12 protein-coding genes are annotated in these 18,387 nt (G+C 41.1%); 10 read left to right on the forward strand and 2 right to left on the reverse strand.

Going from position 1 to position 18,387, the window contains the following annotated elements; translation table 11 throughout:
- Positions 1 to 27 precede the first annotated feature (27 nt).
- Positions 28 to 375, reverse strand: coding sequence for a DUF6568 family protein (locus tag EJF26_RS02290; RefSeq protein ID WP_001071322.1), 348 nt, complete (start codon positions 373 to 375; stop codon positions 28 to 30).
- Between the two features lie 110 nt (positions 376 to 485).
- Positions 486 to 2,204: a phospho-sugar mutase gene (locus EJF26_RS02295; RefSeq protein WP_000222140.1), complete on the reverse strand. Its 1,719-nt coding sequence runs from the start codon at positions 2,202 to 2,204 to the stop codon at positions 486 to 488.
- A gap of 154 nt (positions 2,205 to 2,358) precedes the next feature.
- On the opposite strand from EJF26_RS02295, the gene EJF26_RS02300 reads away from it, so the two are divergent.
- The 10 genes from EJF26_RS02300 to glgA all read left to right on the forward strand — a co-directional run bounded on the left by EJF26_RS02300 (position 2,359) and on the right by glgA (position 18,374).
- Positions 2,359 to 4,260 carry an ABC transporter ATP-binding protein gene (locus EJF26_RS02300; RefSeq protein WP_000584901.1) on the forward strand — a complete coding sequence of 634 codons (1,902 nt, stop codon included), beginning with the start codon at positions 2,359 to 2,361 and terminating at the stop codon, positions 4,258 to 4,260.
- Between the two features lie 2 nt (positions 4,261 to 4,262).
- Complete coding sequence (locus EJF26_RS02305) at positions 4,263 to 5,126, forward strand: Rgg family transcriptional regulator (protein WP_000400533.1); 864 nt, start codon at positions 4,263 to 4,265, stop codon at positions 5,124 to 5,126.
- A gap of 79 nt (positions 5,127 to 5,205) precedes the next feature.
- On the forward strand, positions 5,206 to 6,384 hold the full coding sequence (locus EJF26_RS02310) for an MFS transporter (RefSeq protein WP_001079353.1): 1,179 nt from the start codon (positions 5,206 to 5,208) through the stop codon (positions 6,382 to 6,384).
- A gap of 89 nt (positions 6,385 to 6,473) precedes the next feature.
- The gene (gene ligA / locus EJF26_RS02315) at positions 6,474 to 8,432 is read left to right on the forward strand and encodes an NAD-dependent DNA ligase LigA (protein ID WP_001005759.1); all 1,959 of its coding nucleotides are present in this window, start codon (positions 6,474 to 6,476) and stop codon (positions 8,430 to 8,432) included.
- Positions 8,433 to 8,579: 147 nt separating this feature from the next.
- Positions 8,580 to 10,865 carry a type I pullulanase gene (gene pulA / locus EJF26_RS02320; protein WP_000283096.1) on the forward strand — a complete coding sequence of 762 codons (2,286 nt, stop codon included), beginning with the start codon at positions 8,580 to 8,582 and terminating at the stop codon, positions 10,863 to 10,865.
- A 195-nt stretch (positions 10,866 to 11,060) separates the two neighbouring features.
- Positions 11,061 to 12,485: an NADP-dependent glyceraldehyde-3-phosphate dehydrogenase gene (locus EJF26_RS02325; protein WP_000135233.1), complete on the forward strand. Its 1,425-nt coding sequence runs from the start codon at positions 11,061 to 11,063 to the stop codon at positions 12,483 to 12,485.
- 269 nt (positions 12,486 to 12,754) lie between these two features.
- Positions 12,755 to 14,683 (forward strand): 1,4-alpha-glucan branching protein GlgB, encoded by a 1,929-nt coding sequence (glgB, locus tag EJF26_RS02330; RefSeq protein ID WP_001064523.1) that lies wholly within the window; start codon positions 12,755 to 12,757, stop codon positions 14,681 to 14,683.
- Positions 14,673 to 15,815: a glucose-1-phosphate adenylyltransferase gene (locus tag EJF26_RS02335; protein WP_000787259.1), complete on the forward strand. Its 1,143-nt coding sequence runs from the start codon at positions 14,673 to 14,675 to the stop codon at positions 15,813 to 15,815. Before glgB ends, EJF26_RS02335 begins: the two co-directional genes overlap by 11 nt.
- Positions 15,805 to 16,944, forward strand: a complete 1,140-nt coding sequence (gene glgD / locus EJF26_RS02340) for a glucose-1-phosphate adenylyltransferase subunit GlgD (RefSeq protein ID WP_000687022.1) — start codon at positions 15,805 to 15,807, stop codon at positions 16,942 to 16,944. Before EJF26_RS02335 ends, glgD begins: the two co-directional genes overlap by 11 nt.
- A complete protein-coding gene (gene glgA, locus EJF26_RS02345) occupies positions 16,941 to 18,374 on the forward strand; it encodes a glycogen synthase GlgA (protein WP_000697318.1) in 1,434 nt (477 codons plus the stop codon). Before glgD ends, glgA begins: the two co-directional genes overlap by 4 nt.
- Positions 18,375 to 18,387: the final 13 nt, after the last annotated feature.

The following is an 18,387-nucleotide window of genomic DNA, read 5'->3' on the forward strand; positions in this document are numbered from 1 at the left end:
AAGGCGAGTGCCTTCTTTTGTTGTCTTTTACAATCCTGCAAATTCTTTGATTTCTTGAGCTGACATTGAGGAGTCGCAACGAACATTGATTTGACCATCTGCAACGTGGACAAAACCTGGTACAGTTGGAATTCCATAACGTGAGCGGAAATCTTGTAAGGCTTCCAATTGGCTTGGTTCTTCACTATTGATGAAGTAGATGTGTGCTTTGGTTTCAGCTACGACACCTGCTAATGTACCAGCAAATTTACGGCAGTAAGGGCAAGTTTTACGACCGATGAAGAAGGTTGCTGTTTCTTTGTTATCAAGAGCTTCTTGAGCACGTGCAACTGTAGTCACTTCAAGGTCTTTAATATCTTCTAAAAATTGATTCATAAGAATACCTCTCTTTTTTTGATAAAACTAGTATGCCACAAAGTTTCTAAAATTGCTCGGATTTGATACGAAAAAAGATGAGATTGGTTGGTCTCATCTTTTATAAAGCTTTATTTTACAAAGGCATTGATTTCTGCTTCGATGTTGGCAATCTTAGCTTGTGAATCTTCGTTGCTTTCACCCACAACGGCAATGTAGAACTTGATTTTTGGTTCTGTACCAGAAGGGCGAACTGCAATCCAAGAACCATCAGCAAGAGTGTATTTCAATACATCACTTGGAGGAGTTGTCAAGGTTGTAACAGTACCATCTGCAGCAGTAGAAGTTTGTGCTTTGAAGTCTTCTGTGATTGAGATTGCTGTAGCGTTAAATTCTTTCGGACCATTGTCACGGAATTTAGCCATAATCGCTTTGATTTGTTCAGCACCATCGACACCTGAAAGAGTTACAGAGATGGTCTTTTCAGCGTAGTAGCCGTACTCTTTGTAGATTTCTTCGATACCGTCAGCAAGAGTCAAACCACGTGAACGGTAGTAAGCAGCAAGCTCTGCAACAACAAGAACAGCTTGGATAGCATCTTTATCACGTACGAATGGTTTGATTAAGTAACCGAAGCTTTCCTCAAATCCCATCATGTAGGTGTGATTGTGTTTTTCTTCAAATTCTTGAATCTTTTCAGCGATAAATTTGAAACCAGTCAAGACATTGAACATAGTTGCGCCGTAGCTCTCAGCAATCTTCGTTACCAAGTCAGTTGATACGATAGACTTGCAGAGGGCTGCATTTGCAGGAAGAGTTCCTGCGTTTTTGTGGGCTTCCAAGATGTATTTAGCCATGATGGCACCGATTTGGTTACCTGAAAGGTTGAGGTAGCTACCATCTTTTTGAAGAACTTCAACACCAACACGGTCAGCGTCAGGGTCAGTTGCGACAAGTACATCAGCACCTACTTTACGGCCGAGTTCTTCAGCAAGGGCGAAGGCTGCTTGGCTTTCCGGGTTTGGAGATTTAACAGTTGAGAAGTCTGGGTCAGCAGTTGCTTGCGCTTCAACGACTTGAACAGAATCAAATCCGGCTTGGGCAAGAGCGCGACGGGCCAACATTTCACCAGTACCATGAAGTGGTGTGTAGACAATCTTCATGTCTTTACCAAATTCTTCGATCAAGGCTGGGTTGATGTTAACGTCTTTAACCTCTTTAAGGTATTCTACATCGACAGCTTCGCCGATAACTTCAATCAAGCCAGAAGCTTTTTCAGCTTCCACATCAGCAACTTCCACAGCAAATGGATTTTCGATAGCGCGGATGTAAGTCGTCAAGGCATCTGCATCGTGAGGAGGCATTTGTCCACCGTCTTCACCGTAAACCTTGTAACCGTTAAATGGTGCAGGGTTATGGCTGGCAGTAATCATGATACCTGCAAAACAGTTGAGGTGACGAACTGCAAATGAGAGTTCTGGAGTCGGACGAAGGCTTTCAAATACGTAAGATTTGATACCATGTTTTGCAAGAACTGCAGCGGATTCAAAGGCAAATTCTGGAGAGAAGTGACGGCTATCGTAGGCAATTGCCACGCCGCGTTCTTTTTCATTTCCACCTTTTGACTCAATCAAACGAGCCAAACCTTCAGTCGCTTGACGGACAACATAGATATTGATACGGTTAGTACCAGCGCCGATCAAACCACGCATACCAGCAGTACCAAATTCTAGATTGGTATAAAAGGCATCTTCCTTTGTTTTTTCGTCCATATTTTCCAAATCTTGACGAAGGTAGTCTGGAAGGTCAGCAAAATCTACCCATTTTTGATAACTTTCTTGGTAAGTCATTGAGCGTCTCCTTTATTGTAAATTCTTTTAATCGCTTTCATTATACCACGATTTATCATTTTAGTAAAACGTTAGCATAACTTTCTGAAAAAGCTTGAAATGAAATGGATTCTACAGTCTTGAACCCCTTAGGGAAACATGCTATACTACATATATGATTATTTTACAAGCTAATAAAATTGAACGTTCTTTTGCAGGTGAAGTCCTTTTTGATAATATCAATCTGCAAGTAGATGAACGAGATCGGATTGCCCTCGTTGGGAGAAATGGAGCGGGTAAGTCTACTCTTTTGAAGATTTTGGTTGGAGAAGAGGAGCCAACTAGTGGGGAAATCAATAAGAAAAAAGATATCTCTCTGTCTTACCTAGCCCAAGATAGCCGTTTTAAGTCTGAAAATACCATCTATGATGAAATGCTTCACGTCTTTGATGACTTGTGTCGGACAGAGACACAACTGCGTCAGATGGAGTTGGAGATGGGTGAAAAGTCTGGTGAAGATTTGGATAAATTGATGGCAGATTATGATCGTTTATCAGAGAATTTTCGACAGGCTGGTGGCTTTACCTACGAAGCTGATATTCGAGCGATTTTGAATGGTTTCAAGTTTGATGAATCTATGTGGCAGATGAAAATTGCCGAGCTTTCAGGTGGTCAAAATACTCGTCTAGCACTGGCTAAAATGCTCCTTGAAAAACCAAATCTTTTGGTCTTGGATGAGCCAACCAACCACTTGGATATCGAAACCATTGCCTGGCTAGAGAATTACTTGGTGAACTATAGCGGTGCCCTCATTATTGTCAGCCACGACCGTTACTTTTTGGACAAGGTTGCGACGGTTACACTGGATTTGACCAAGCATTCCTTAGATCGTTATGTAGGCAATTACTCTCGCTTTGTTGAGTTAAAGGAGCAAAAGCTAGCTACTGAGGCAAAAAACTATGAAAAACAACAGAAGGAAATCGCGGCTCTAGAAGACTTTGTCAATCGCAATCTAGTCCGAGCTTCAACGACCAAACGTGCTCAATCTCGCCGTAAACAACTAGAAAAAATGGAGCGTTTGGACAAGCCTGAAGCTGGCAAGAAATCAGCCAATATGACCTTCCAGTCTGAAAAAACGTCGGGAAATGTCGTTTTGACTGTTGAAAATGCGGCTATTGGCTATGATGGGGAAATATTGTCGGAGCCAATCAATCTGGACCTTCGTAAAATGAATGCTGTTGCGATTGTCGGACCAAATGGTATTGGCAAATCAACCTTTATCAAGTCGATAGTGGACCAGATTCCCTTTATCAAGGGTGAAAAGCGATTTGGGGCCAATGTTGAGGTGGGTTACTATGACCAGACTCAAAGCAAGTTGACACCAAGTAATACTGTTCTGGATGAACTTTGGAATGATTTTAAACTGACACCAGAAGTTGAAATCCGTAATCGTCTTGGCGCCTTCCTTTTTTCAGGAGATGATGTCAAAAAATCAGTAGGCATGTTGTCTGGGGGCGAGAAAGCTCGTTTGCTTCTTGCCAAACTTTCAATGGAAAACAATAACTTCTTGATTTTGGACGAGCCGACTAACCACTTGGATATTGATAGTAAGGAAATATTGGAAAATGCCTTGATTGATTTTGATGGGACTTTGCTCTTCGTCAGCCACGACCGTTACTTTATCAATCGTGTGGCAACTCATGTTTTGGAATTGTCTGAGAACGGCTCAACCCTCTATCTAGGAGACTATGACTACTATGTTGAGAAGAAAGCAGAAGTAGAAGCGAGTCAGAATGAGCAACCTTCAACTAGCAACAAAGAAAAAGAAGCAAGTCCAGCTAATGACTACCAGGCTCAGAAAGAAAGTCAGAAAGAAGCCCGTAAGCTCATGCGCCAAATAGAGAGTTTAGAGGCTGAAATCGAAGAGTTAGAAAGTCAAAGCCAAGCCATTTCTGAACAAATGCTGGAAACCAACGATGCTGAAAAGCTCATGGAATTGCAGACTGAACTGGACAAAATCAGCCACCGTCAGGAAGAAGCTATGCTTGAGTGGGAAGAATTATCGGAGCAGGTGTAATAATGGAACATCTTGGAAAGGTATTTCGTGAATTTCGAACTAGTGGGAAGTACTCCTTAAAAGAGGCGGCGGGCAATTCTTGCTCAACCTCTCAGTTATCTCGCTTCGAGCTTGGTGAGTCTGACCTAGCAGTTTCTCGTTTCTTTGAGATTTTGGATAATATTCACGTGACCGTTGAAAATTTTATGGATAAGGCTAGAGATTTCCATAATCATGAACACGTTGCATTGATGGGACAAATTATTCCATTGTATTATTCAAATGATATTACAGGTTTTCAAAAGCTTCAAAAAGAACAGCTTGAGAAAGCCAAGAGTTCGACCAATCCCCTCTATTTTGAGCTGAATTGGATTCTGCTACAAGGCCTTATTTGTCAGAGAAATGCCAGTTACAGTATGGAACAGAGTGATTTGGATAAGGTAGCGGATTATCTTTTCCAAACAGAAGAGTGGACTATGTATGAGTTGATTCTTTTCGGAAATCTCTATACTTTCTACAATGTGGACTATGTGGCTCGGATTGGCAGAGAAGTCATGGAGCGAGAAGACTACTACAAAGAAATTGGTCGGCATCGAAAACTTGTTTTGATTTTAGCTCTTAACTGTTACCAGCATTGTTTGGAAAATCGGTCCTTTGCGGATGCGGACTATTTTGAGGGCTATGTGGAGAAGTTGATTGGAAATGGTATCAAGCTTTATGAGCGCAATATTTTCCATTATCTCAAAGGTTTCGCCCTCTACCAGAGAGACTTGAAAGAAGAAGGTTGTAGCCAGATGCAGGAAGCCATGCATATTTTTGATGTGCTTGGACTTCCAGAGCAAGTGGCTTACTATCAGGAACATTATGAAAAATTTGTAAATCCTTAAATTTCCCAAATAAGGGAAAAATAAAGAGACTCCTTTCAGTTTTGATACAATAGTTTCAAAATTTGAGAGGAGTTTTTATATGAATCGACATGCAATCCAGTTGATTAGTCGTGGGGCTATTAATAAAATAGGGAATATGCTCTATGACTATGGAAATAGTGTTTGGTTAGCATCAATGGGAACGATAGGACAGACTGTTCTTGGTATTTACCAAATTTCTGAACTCGTCACATCGATTCTGGTCAATCCCTTTGGCGGAGTGATTTCAGACCGATTTTCGCGTCGCAAAATTTTGATGACGACAGACTTGATTTGTGGCATTCTCTGTTTAGCTATTTCTTTCATCAGAAATGATAGCTTGATGATTGCTGCTCTGATCTTTGCCAATATTGTTCAGGCGGTTGCCTTTGCATTTTCTCGTACAGCCAATAAAGCCATTATAACTGAGGTTGTAGAGAAAGACGAGATTGTGACCTATAATGCTCGCTTAGAGCTCGTTTTGCAGGTTGTAGGCGTTAGCTCCCCTGTACTTTCTTTCATCGTTTTACAATTTGCCAGTCTCCATATGACGCTTATTTTAGATGCCATTAGTTTTTTCATCGCATTTACATTAGTAGCTTTTCTCCCCCAAAAAGAGACTCAGGAACAAGAGAAAAAGACTTTCAGCTGGAAAAATATTTTTGCTGATATGAAAGAAGGACTTGGCTATATCTGGCGCCAGCAAGAGATCTTTTTCCTTTTGTTAGTAGCTTCCAGTGTTAATTTCTTTTTTGCAGCTTTTGAATTTCTCCTCCCTTTTTCAAATCGACTATACGGGGTAGAAGGAGCTTATGCGAGTATTTTGACTATGGGCGCTATTGGTTCGATTATCGGAGCTCTTCTAGCTAGTAAAATAAAGGCAAGTGTTTATAATCTTTTGATTCTATTGGCTTTGACTGGAGTTGGAGTTTTTATGATGGGATTGCCACTGCCAACTTTTCTTTCCTTTTCTGGAAATTTAGTTTGTGAACTGTTTATGACGATTTTTAATATTCACTTTTTTACTCAGGTGCAAACCAAGGTTGAGGGGGAATACTTGGGAAGGGTACTAAGCACAATTTTTACCTTAGCCATCCTATTTATGCCGATTGCAAAAGGCTTTATGACGGTGCTACCAAGTGTTCATCTCTCTTCTTTCCTGATAATTGGGAGCGGGGTTATTGCCCTGTCTTGTTTATCCCTCGTTTATGTACGAAGTCATTTTAAAAAAGAGTTATAATTTCTCTTTTTTAGAAAATATTTCTCCACAATCCATTTTTCAGTCCTTCTCTATTGTGAGGAGGGCTTGCTTTGTGGTAAAATGGGATTATGAATGAAAGAATGAATGAGTTAGTTGCCTTGCTCAACCGCTATGCGACCGAGTACTATACGAGTGATAATCCCTCGGTGTCAGATAGTGAGTATGATCGCCTCTACCGAGAGTTGGTCGAGTTGGAAGCTGCCTATCCAGATCAAGTTTTAGCAGACAGTCCGACCCATCGTGTTGGTGGTAAGGTTTTAGATGGTTTTGAAAAATACAGTCATCAGTATCCTCTTTATAGTTTGCAGGATGCTTTTTCACGTGAAGAGTTAGAAGTTTTTGATGCGCGTGTTCGTAAGGAGTTACCCCATCCCACCTATATCTGTGAGCTGAAAATCGATGGTTTGTCTATCTCTCTTACGTATGAAAAGGGGATTTTTGTCGTTGGGGCGACACGTGGAGATGGTTCTATTGGTGAGAATATCACAGAAAACCTCAAGCGTGTCAAGGACATTCCTTTGACCTTGCCAGAAGAACTTGATATTACCGTTCGTGGGGAGTGTTACATGCCACGCGCTTCTTTTGACCAGGTCAACCAAGCTCGCCAAGAAAATGGAGAGCCTGAATTTGCCAATCCTCGTAACGCAGCTGCAGGAACCCTCCGTCAGTTGGATACAGCAGTAGTGGCCAAGCGTAATCTTGCGACTTTCCTCTATCAAGAAGCCAGCCCTTCTACTCGTGATAGCCAAGAAAAAGTCTTGGAGCATCTTGAACAACTTGGTTTTGTAGTTAATCCTAAACGAATCTTGGCTGAAAGCATGGATGAGATATGGAATTTTATCCAAGAAGTAGGACAAGAACGGGAGAAACTACCTTACGATATTGATGGAGTGGTAATCAAGGTCAATGACTTAGCAGGTCAAGAAGAACTCGGCTTTACTGTTAAAGCACCCAAGTGGGCAATCGCCTATAAATTTCCTGCTGAAGAAAAAGAAGCTCAACTCCTTTCAGTTGACTGGACAGTAGGTCGTACGGGTGTTGTGACCCCGACTGCCAATCTCACACCTGTTCAGCTTGCTGGCACAACTGTAAGCCGTGCAACCCTTCATAACGTAGATTATATCGCTGAAAAGGATATCCGAAAAGACGATACGGTTATCGTTTATAAGGCTGGAGATATTATCCCTGCTGTTTTGCGTGTGGTAGAGTCCAAGCGTGTTTCTGAAGAAAAACTAGATATTCCGACTAATTGTCCAAGCTGTGATAGCCAGTTGCTTCACTTTGAAGATGAAGTAGCTCTTCGTTGTATCAATCCTCGCTGTCCAGCTCAAATCATGGAAGGTCTGATTCACTTTGCCTCTCGAGATGCCATGAATATTACAGGACTTGGTCCATCTATCGTTGAAAAACTTTTTGCTGCCAATTTGGTAAAGGATGTGGCAGATATTTACCGTTTGAAAGAAGACGAATTCCTCCTTTTAGAGGGCGTCAAGGAAAAGTCTGCTTCTAAACTGTATCAGGCCATTCAAGCATCTAAGGAAAACTCTGCTGAAAGGCTCTTGTTTGGTCTGGGAATTCGCCATGTCGGAAGTAAGGCTAGTCAGCTCTTGCTCCAACACTTCCACTCTATTGAAAATTTAGCTCAGGCAGATCCAGAGGAAGTGGCAAGTATCGAAAGCTTGGGTAGTGTGATTGCCCAAAGTCTTCAGACTTATTTTGCTACAGAAGGATCGAAGATTCTCTTAGACGAGTTGAAAGAAGCTGGAGTCAATCTGGATTACAAAGGACAGACAGTAGTGGCAGATGCGGCCTTGTCAGGTTTGACAGTAGTTCTGACAGGAAAATTGGAACGTCTCAAACGCTCAGAAGCAAAAAGTAAACTCGAAAGTCTTGGAGCCAAAGTCACAGGCAGTGTATCCAAGAAAACAGATCTAGTCGTAGCAGGAGCCGATGCAGGAAGCAAGCTCCAAAAAGCACAAGAACTTGGTATCGAAGTTCGAGATGAAGCTTGGCTAGAAAGTTTGTAAAGAATAGTTGAGAACTAGGTGTTAGATAGTCTCAAACTATCTCTCCTGATGTGTTTTGACATGGTTAAAATCTGTTGTCCATCGTGATGAAATGCCAACTGAATCCATCAGAATCAAATAAAATTAAAATAGGAATTAGGAAAAAACATGTACAATTATCCCGTTCTTCTCCATTTTCATAGAAAAAATGGAGATTATACAGCTTGCTCATTTAGCACAGACCGAGATGAAAACAAAAACCCTTTAACTTCAGAGACCACTTATTTTGGTCTTCAGTTTTCTTTTACCGTGACCAGTCAGGAAAAGGTGGATAGTTTCACCTTCAAAGCCGAGATAGATGGTGTATTAAAAGAATATCTTGTACGTTTTAACTACTATCCCTTGCTGACAGAAGCATGGATTTTAGAGGGAGTCGAGACTGTGTATTATTCAGAAAATCCAGCTATTGCTAGTCCATATTATAAGGATCAGAATCCATTTGCCTTTGATAAAGCCATCCATAGCGCTAGTTTTGATCATCACTGGGGATATCAGGGAGACTTGGGCTGCCAAGGATCTGATTCCCAGACCAGTTTTAAACTCTGGGCTCCAACAGCTACAGCTGTTCAGGTGGTTGTCTATGAAAACACTAGTAACGATGCACAGATTTGGAAAACCTTTAATCTAGAGCGTGGGAATAGCTATTCATACAGTCATAAGTACAATACCATTGGTGTGTGGAGTCTAGACTTAGATGAAAATCTTGCAGGTAAAGCTTATCAGTATAAAATTGAATTTCCTCACCACCAGACTTTGACGAGAGACCCTTACACGATTGCCACAAGTCCCGACGGAAAACGTTCCGTAATTCTTTCTCATAAAGACAGACAAGTAGAAGGATTCGAAGTCAAACATGGGACAGAAGCTCCATGGCGTTTGGAGAATCCATGTAAAGCAGTTATCTGTGAAATGCATATTCGTGATTTTACCAAATCGCCTACATCTGGTGTTCCTGAAGAACTCCGCGGAACCTTCTTGGGTGCTGCTCAGACTGGAACGGTTAACCAATACGGCCAAGCAACCGCCTTTGACTATATTAAAGAACTTGGTTGCAACTATGTTCAACTTCAACCGATATTTGATCGCCATAAGGAATATGACGAGAACGGAAATGTAACCTATAACTGGGGCTATGACCCTCAAAACTACAATGCTCCAGAAACAAGTTTCTCTAGTAATCCAGATGATCCCGGACAAGTTATTCGAGACCTCAAGACCATGATTCAGGCTTATCATGATGCAGGAATCGGTGTCATTATGGATGTGGTTTATAACCATACCTTCTCAACAGTGGACGCTCCATTCCAGACAACTGTTCCCGATTATTTCTATCGTATGAATCGTGATGGAACTTTTCAAAACGGTACGGGGGTAGGAAATGAAACTGCAAGTGAACACGAGATGTTCCGCAAGTATATGATTGATTCCATCCTTTATTGGGTGAAAGAATACAATATTGACGGTTTCCGTTTCGACTTGATGGGCATTCATGATGTCAAAACTATGCAGGCAATTCGTTGGGCACTGGATGAGGTCGATCCGCGTATTCTCACTTATGGGGAAGGCTGGGATATGGGAACAGGTCTAGCTCCTTATGACAAGGCTAAGAAGGATAACGCCTATCAGATGCCAAATATAGGTTTCTTTAACGATAACCAGCGTGATGCGATCAAAGGAGGAGAAGTTTATGGAGCAATCAAATCAGGATTTGTGAGTGGTGCTGCTACAGAACCAATCGTCGCCAAGGCTATTCTTGGTAGCCGAGAGTTGGGATCCTATCTCAGTCCAAACCAAGTTCTCAACTATGTTGAAGCTCATGACAATTACAATCTTCATGACTTGCTAGCAACCCTTCATCCTGATAAGAGTTCCGACCAGATTATGCGCAAGGTTGAGACAGCGACAGCTATGAATCTTCTCATGCAAGGAATGGCCTTTATAGAACTAGGTCAAGAGTTTGGACGAACTAAGTTGCTTCCAACTGGTGAACATGGAGAACTAACTCCTGCAGACCGAGAACGTGCTATGAATAGCTATAATGCTCCGGACAGTGTTAACCAAGTCAACTGGGATCTGATCAATGAACGCCAAGACAGCATTGAGTTTATTCGTCAGATTATCCGCCTAAAAACGCAAATCAGTGCTTTCTCTTATCCAACATATGAAGAAATTTACCGTCATGTCTTTGTCCATACAGCTGCTGAGAATAGCGGGTGGATTGTTTATGAGATTCACGGTGGAGCAGAGCACTTATTGGTTGTATTCAATGCTAAGGGAACTTCCTTCTACTTTGAAAATGCAGGTAAGCTTGAAATGTTCCTTACCAACAGTCGTTCAAAACAAGAAAATGTTATTGATGATATTAGTGTCGCAGTTTTAAAAGTGCTCTCATAAATTAATGTAGTAAAAAGGGTTAGATTATCTAATCCTTTTTGTCATTTATGAGGTTTTTAATGAAGAGTAGAATTAAGTTTCAAATAATTTGAAGGATCAAGATTGTGAAAAAAATCTCAATTTTTTCACAAAAAGGGTTGTAATTTTCTGAAAATTTGATAAAATAAGTCTTAATCATTTTCAGGAGGAAGAAAATTGGCAAGATATCAGAATTTAGTAAATGGAAATTGGAAATCATCTGAAAAGGAAATTACAATCTATTCACCCATTAATCAGGAAAAGCTGGGGACAGTACCAGCTATGAGTCAGGCTGAAGTAGATGAGGCTATGAAAGCTGCGCGTGCAGCTCTACCGGCGTGGCGTGATTTAGCACCAGTTGAACGTGCAGCCTATCTGCATAAGGTAGCAGCTATTTTAGAACGCGATAAAGAAAAAATTGGTACAATTCTTGCCAAAGAGGTTGCCAAAGGGATAAAAGCAGCCATTGGAGAAGTAGTACGTACAGCAGATTTGATTCGTTTTGCTGCAGAAGAAGGTCTCCGTATCACTGGACAAGCAATGGAAGGTGGCGGTTTTGAAGCTGCAAGTAAAAACAAACTAGCCGTTGTCCGTCGTGAGCCAGTTGGTGTCGTTTTAGCTATCGCGCCATTTAACTATCCAGTTAACCTTTCTGGATCTAAGATTGCTCCGGCTTTGATTGCAGGGAATGTCGTCATGTTTAAACCGCCAACACAAGGATCTATCTCAGGTCTGTTATTAGCCAAGGCTTTTGATGAGGCAGGTATTCCAGCGGGGGTATTTAATACGATAACTGGACGAGGTTCTGAAATCGGTGACTATATCATTGAACACAAAGAAGTTAACTTTATCAACTTTACTGGCTCGACTCCAATTGGTGAGCGAATCGGTCGTTTAGCTGGAATGCGTCCTATCATGCTTGAACTTGGTGGGAAAGATGCAGCTATTGTTCTCGAAGATGCAGACTTGGAACACGCAGCTAAACAAATCGTCGGTGGAGCCTTTAGCTATTCAGGACAACGTTGTACTGCCATCAAGCGTGTCTTGGTTGTGGAAAGTGTAGCGGATAAATTGGCTGAATTACTTCAAGCAGAAGTTGCTAAGCTAACCGTTGGTGACCCATTTGATAATGCTGATATTACACCTGTTATTGATAATGCTTCAGCTGATTTCATCTGGGGATTGATCGAAGATGCACAAGAAAAAGGTGCTAAAGCTCTTACACCAATCAAGCGTGAAGGCAATCTTCTCTGGCCAGCGCTTTTTGACCAAGTTACAAAAGATATGAAATTAGCATGGGAAGAACCGTTTGGACCTGTTCTCCCAATTATCCGTGTCGCTGATGCGGATGAAGCAGTAGCAATTGCCAACGAATCTGAGTTCGGTCTTCAATCCTCTGTCTTTACAAATGACTTTAAGAAGGCATTTGAAATCGCTGAAAAGCTTGAAGTCGGTACTGTTCATATTAATAACAAAACACAACGTGGACCAGATAATTTCCCATTCCTTGGTGTAAAGGGTTCTGGTGCAGGAGTGCAAGGGATTAAATACAGCATTGAAGCAATGACAAATGTCAAATCCATTGTTTTTGATGTGAAATAATTTATAAAATCAGGAAATAACATTCCTGATTTTTATTTTTACTAAAAAAATCAGTTTAAAATTGAAAAATAACGAATGTTTTGGTATTATACTAAGAAAATATATGTAAATTATTCTTTTCTCTCTGAAATGAGTGAAAGCTTAGTTAAGATAATTTTTCCAAAATTTTCAAGATATTTTTTAAGAAATTCCGTAAACTGCTTGAAAGTTCTTTTAAAAGATAGTATAATAGAATTATAGAAAACGCTTACAAAAAGAAAGGGGATTGGATGAATAATCAAGAAGCATTGAGAACCTTCACTACTGGAGAAAATTTTCATCTCCAGCACTATCTAGGAGCACATAAAGAGGAAAAAGACGGAGAAATTGGTTTTACTTTCCGTGTTTGGGCACCTAACGCTCAGGCTGTGCACTTAGTTGGTGATTTTACAAACTGGACAGAGCATCAAATTCCCATGGTTCGTAATGAAGCAGGTGTTTGGGAAGTCTTCACAAGTCTGGCTTATGAAGGGCAGATTTATAAGTATCATATCACGCGTGCAAATGGGCACCAGATTATGAAAATTGATCCATTGGCGGTCCGTTTTGAGGCTCGTCCAGAGACTGGAGCCATCCTGACTGATATTCCAGAGAAAAAATGGAAAGATGGTCTTTGGCTAGCTAGGAGAAAACGCTGGGGCTTTTTTGAGAGACCAGTCAATATTTATGAAGCCCACGCTGGATCTTGGAAGAGAAATCCAGATGGTAGTCCATACAGCTTTGCACAACTCAAGGAAGAACTCATTCCATACCTTGTTGAGATGAACTACACTCACATCGAGTTTATGCCTTTAATGGCTCACCCGCTTGGATTAAGTTGGGGCTACCAGCTTATGGGTTACTTTGCTATGGAGCATTCTTACGGGCGACCAGAAGAATTCCAAGATTTTGTTGAGGAATGTCATTTAAACAATATCGGTGTAATTGTGGATTGGGTTCCAGGTCATTTTACCATCAACGATGACGCCCTTGCTTATTACGATGGAACACCAACTTTTGAATACCAAGACCACAATAAGGCCCATAACTACGGTTGGGGAGCTCTTAACTTTGACCTTGGGAAGAATGAAGTTCAGTCCTTCTTGATTTCTAGCATTAAATTCTGGATTGAGTTTTATCATTTAGATGGTATTCGTGTAGATGCTGTGAGCAATATGCTCTACCTAGACTATGATAATGCTCCTTGGACTCCAAACAAAGACGGTGGCAATCTCAACTACGAAGGCTACTATTTCCTTCAACGTTTGAACACTGTTATCAAGTTAGCTCATCCAGATGTGATGATGATTGCAGAAGAAAGTTCATCAGCAACAAAGATTACTGGTATGAAAGAAATGGGCGGTCTAGGATTTGACTACAAGTGGAATATGGGTTGGATGAATGATATTCTCCGTTTCTACGAGGAAGATCCGATTTACCGCAAGTATGACTTTAATCTGGTGACTTTCAGCTTTATGTATGTTTTCAATGAAAACTATCTCTTACCTTTCTCACATGATGAAGTCGTACATGGTAAGAAGAGCATGATGCACAAGATGTGGGGAGATCGATACAATCAATTTGCAGGACTACGCAATCTCTACACTTATCAGATTTGTCATCCAGGTAAGAAACTCTTGTTCATGGGAAGCGAATATGGTCAGTTCTTAGAGTGGAAGTCTGAGGAACAGCTAGAATGGTCTAACTTGGAAGATCCAATGAATGCTAAGATGAAGTACTTCACTTCTCAACTCAATCAATTCTATAAAGAGCATCGTTGCCTTTGGGAAATTGACACCAGCTACGACGGCATCGAAATTATCGATGCGGATAATAGAGATCAGAGTGTCCTTTCCTTTATTCGTAAGAGTAAAAAGGGTGAAATGCTAGTCTGTGTCTTTAATATGGCGCCTGTTGAACGAAAAGACTTTACAATCGGACTTCCTGTCGCGGGAGTTTATGAAGAAGTTTGGAATACAGAATTGGAACAATGGGGTGGTGTCTGGAAAGAATACAACCAAACGGTTCAAACCCAAGAAGGATTATGGAAGGATTATGAGCAGACCTTGACCTTCACCTTGCCAGCTATGGGGGCAAGTATCTGGAAGATTAAACGTCGCTTGAAACCAACTAAAACTGTCACAAATAAAACCCAAAAAGGAGTAGAAAATGAAGAATGAAATGCTAGCTTTGATCCTTGCAGGTGGGCAAGGAACACGTCTCGGAAAACTCACTCAAAGCATTGCCAAACCAGCAGTGCAATTCGGTGGGCGCTACCGTATCATTGACTTTGCTCTTTCAAACTGTGCTAACTCTGGGATTCACAACGTCGGTGTGATTACACAATACCAGCCTCTTGCCTTGAACAACCACATCGGAAATGGTTCGAGCTGGGGACTAGATGGCATTAATACAGGTGTTTCTATCCTTCAACCCTACTCTGCAAGTGAAGGAAACCGTTGGTTTGAAGGGACTAGCCACGCTATCTACCAAAACATTGACTACATCGACAGTGTTAACCCAGAATACGTCTTGATCCTTTCTGGTGACCATATTTACAAGATGGACTATGATGACATGCTTCAGTCTCATAAGGACAACAACGCCAGCTTGACAGTAGCTGTTCTAGATGTGCCTCTCAAAGAAGCTAGTCGCTTTGGTATCATGAATACAGATGCCAATAATCGTATCGTCGAATTCGAAGAAAAACCAGCAGAACCTAAGTCTACTAAAGCTTCTATGGGAATCTATATTTTTGACTGGAAACGTCTACGCAACATGCTAGTAGCCGCTGAAAAGAGCAAGGTAGATATGTCAGATTTCGGTAAAAACGTTATTCCAAACTACCTTGAGTCTGGAGAAAGCGTTTATGCTTATGAATTCAAAGGCTACTGGAAAGACGTTGGTACTATCGAGTCTCTATGGGAAGCAAATATGGAATACATTGATCCAAATAACGCTTTGGATAGTCGTGATCGTCAGTGGAAAATCTACTCACGGAACTTGATTTCACCACCAAACTTTATTGGAAAACACGCTCATGTAGAAGATTCTTTAGTTGTGGATGGCTGTCTCGTGGATGGAACTGTTAAGCATTCCATTCTCTCAACAGAAGCGCAAGTACGTGAGGGTGCTGAAGTAGTAGACTCTGTAATCATGAGTGGTGCCATTATCGGAAAAGGTGCAAAAATTAAACGTGCCATCATTGGTGAAGGTGCTGTTATTTCTGAAGGTGTCGAAATTGATGGAACAGACGAAGTACAAGTAGTAGGATATGATGAAGTAGTGGGGGTAGCAACAGATGAAGATTGATAAATATTCAGCCATTTTAGGAAACACCGTTGGTTTTCACGATATGTCAACTTTGACAGATCATCGTCCAGTAGCCAGTTTGCCATTTGGAGCAAAATATCGTTTGATCGACTTCCCTCTCTCTAGCCTTGCAAATGCTGGTGTTCGTAGTGTCTTTGGAATTTTCCAACAAGACAATATTAGTTCAGTCTTTGACCACATTCGTTCAGGACGTGAGTGGGGCTTATCTACCCTTCTCAGTCACTACTATCTAGGTATTTATAATACGCGTGTTGAAAGTAGCACAGTTGGGAAAGAATATTACCAACAGCTTCTCACTTATTTGAAACGTTCAGGGTCAAATCAGACAGTTGCACTTAACTGTGATATCGTGGTGAATATTGACCTCAATCAAGTATTCCATTTACATACTACTGCCGGTCGTCCGATTACAGTTGTTTATAAGAAATTACCTAAAAAGGATATTTCAGATGTTAATGCCATCTTGGAAGTCGATGAAACAGACCGTGTTCTTTCTCATAAACTTTTTGATGCCAAATCAACAGATGAACTTTTCAACATGTCTACAGATATATTCGTTGTTGATACTCCGTGGTTGATTAAGCGTTTGGAAGAAGAAGTTCAAAAAGAATACCCAGAAAAATTACGCTATGTTTTACGTGAGTTGGCAGCTAAAGAAGGTGCTTTTGCTTATGAATACACTGGCTACCTAGCCAATGTTCACTCTGTTCAATCCTATTATCAAGCCAATATTGATATGCTAGAGTCTCAAAAATTCTACTCTCTCTTCTCACCTAACCAAAAAATTTATACCAAGGTTAAGAATGAAGAACCAACTTACTACTCAAACACCTCTAAGGTAAGTACTTCGCAGTTCGCCTCTGGTAGTATCATAGAGGGTGAAGTAGTTCAGTCGGTCCTATCACGTAATATTCACGTTCATAAGGATAGTCTAGTTAAAGACAGTCTTCTCTTCCCACGTGTTGTGATTGGTCAAGGTGCCCAAGTTGAATATGCCATCTTGGACAAAGGGGTTGAAGTTGCTGACGGTGTCGTTATTCGCGGTACTGCAGAACACCCAGTTGTAGTCAAAAAAGGCGAAAAAGTTACAGAGGATATTCATTCATGAAAATTTTATTCGTAGCAGCAGAGGGTGCGCCCTTTTCAAAAACAGGTGGTTTGGGAGATGTCATTGGCGCTCTTCCAAAATCACTGGTAAAGGCAGGGCACGAAGTTGCGGTTGTCTTACCTTACTATGACATGGTAGAGGCTAAATTCGGCGACCAGATTGAGGATGTTCTTCACTTTGAAGTGAGTGTAGGATGGCGTAGACAGTACTGTGGTATTAAGAAGACCGTCTTGAATGGTGTTACCTTCTACTTCGTAGACAATCAAACGTATTTCTTCCGAGGTCATGTTTACGGAGATTTCGATGATGGTGAACGTTTTGCCTTCTTCCAACTGGCTGCTCTTGAAGCCATGGAGCGAATTGATTTCATTCCAGATATTCTCCATGCCCATGATTATCACACCGCTATGATTCCTTTTCTCTTGAAGGAAAAATACAGATGGATTCAGGCATATCAAGGAATCAGAACCGTTTTAACTATTCATAATTTGGAATTCCAAGGTCAGTTTTCTGAAGGAATGTTGTGGGATTTGTTCGGTGTAGGATTTGAACGCTATGCTGATGGCACCCTTCGTTGGAATGACTGTCTTAACTGGATGAAAGCAGGTATTCTCTACGCGGATCGTGTCTCAACCGTATCTCCTAGCTATGCACACGAGATTATGACTAGTCAGTTTGGTTGCGGTTTGGATCAGATTCTTCGTATGGAGTCAGGTAAGGTTTCGGGTATTGTTAATGGAATCGATACTGATCTCTATAATCCAGAGACAGATGCTCTTTTAGACTATCATTTTGATAAGGATGACTTGTCAGGAAAAGCACAAAACAAAGCAAAATTGCAAGAGAGAGTTGGTCTACCAGTACGAGCAGATGTTCCACTAGTTGGGGTTGTCTCTCGCTTGACACGCCAAAAAGGTTTTGATGTTGTTGTAGAAAGCTTGCATCGTTTCTTACAAGAGGACGTTCAAATAGTCCTTTTAGGGACAGGAGATCCTGCTTTTGAACATTCCTTCTCATGGTTTGCGCAAGTCTATCCTGACAAGCTATCAGCAAATATCACTTTCGACGTCAAACTTGCTCAAGAAATCTACGCAGCTTGTGATCTCTTCCTCATGCCAAGTCGTTTTGAACCATGTGGCTTATCTCAAATGATGGCAATGCGCTACGGAACTCTACCATTGGTTCATGAGGTTGGCGGACTAAGAGATACAGTTCAATCCTTCAATCCAATCGAAGGAACTGGTACTGGATTTAGCTTTGACAATTTAACACCATACTGGCTTAACTGGAGTTTCCAAACAGCCTTGGATGTTTATAAGAACCAGCCAGATGTTTGGAGAAATCTACAAAAGCAAGCTATGGAATGCGATTTCTCATGGGACACAGCTTGTAAGTCTTATCTTGACTTGTACCATAGTTTAGTCAACTAATAGATAAAATCGT

This window comes from Streptococcus oralis subsp. dentisani, assembly GCF_007475365.1.
Taxonomy (GTDB): domain Bacteria; phylum Bacillota; class Bacilli; order Lactobacillales; family Streptococcaceae; genus Streptococcus; species Streptococcus mitis_AX.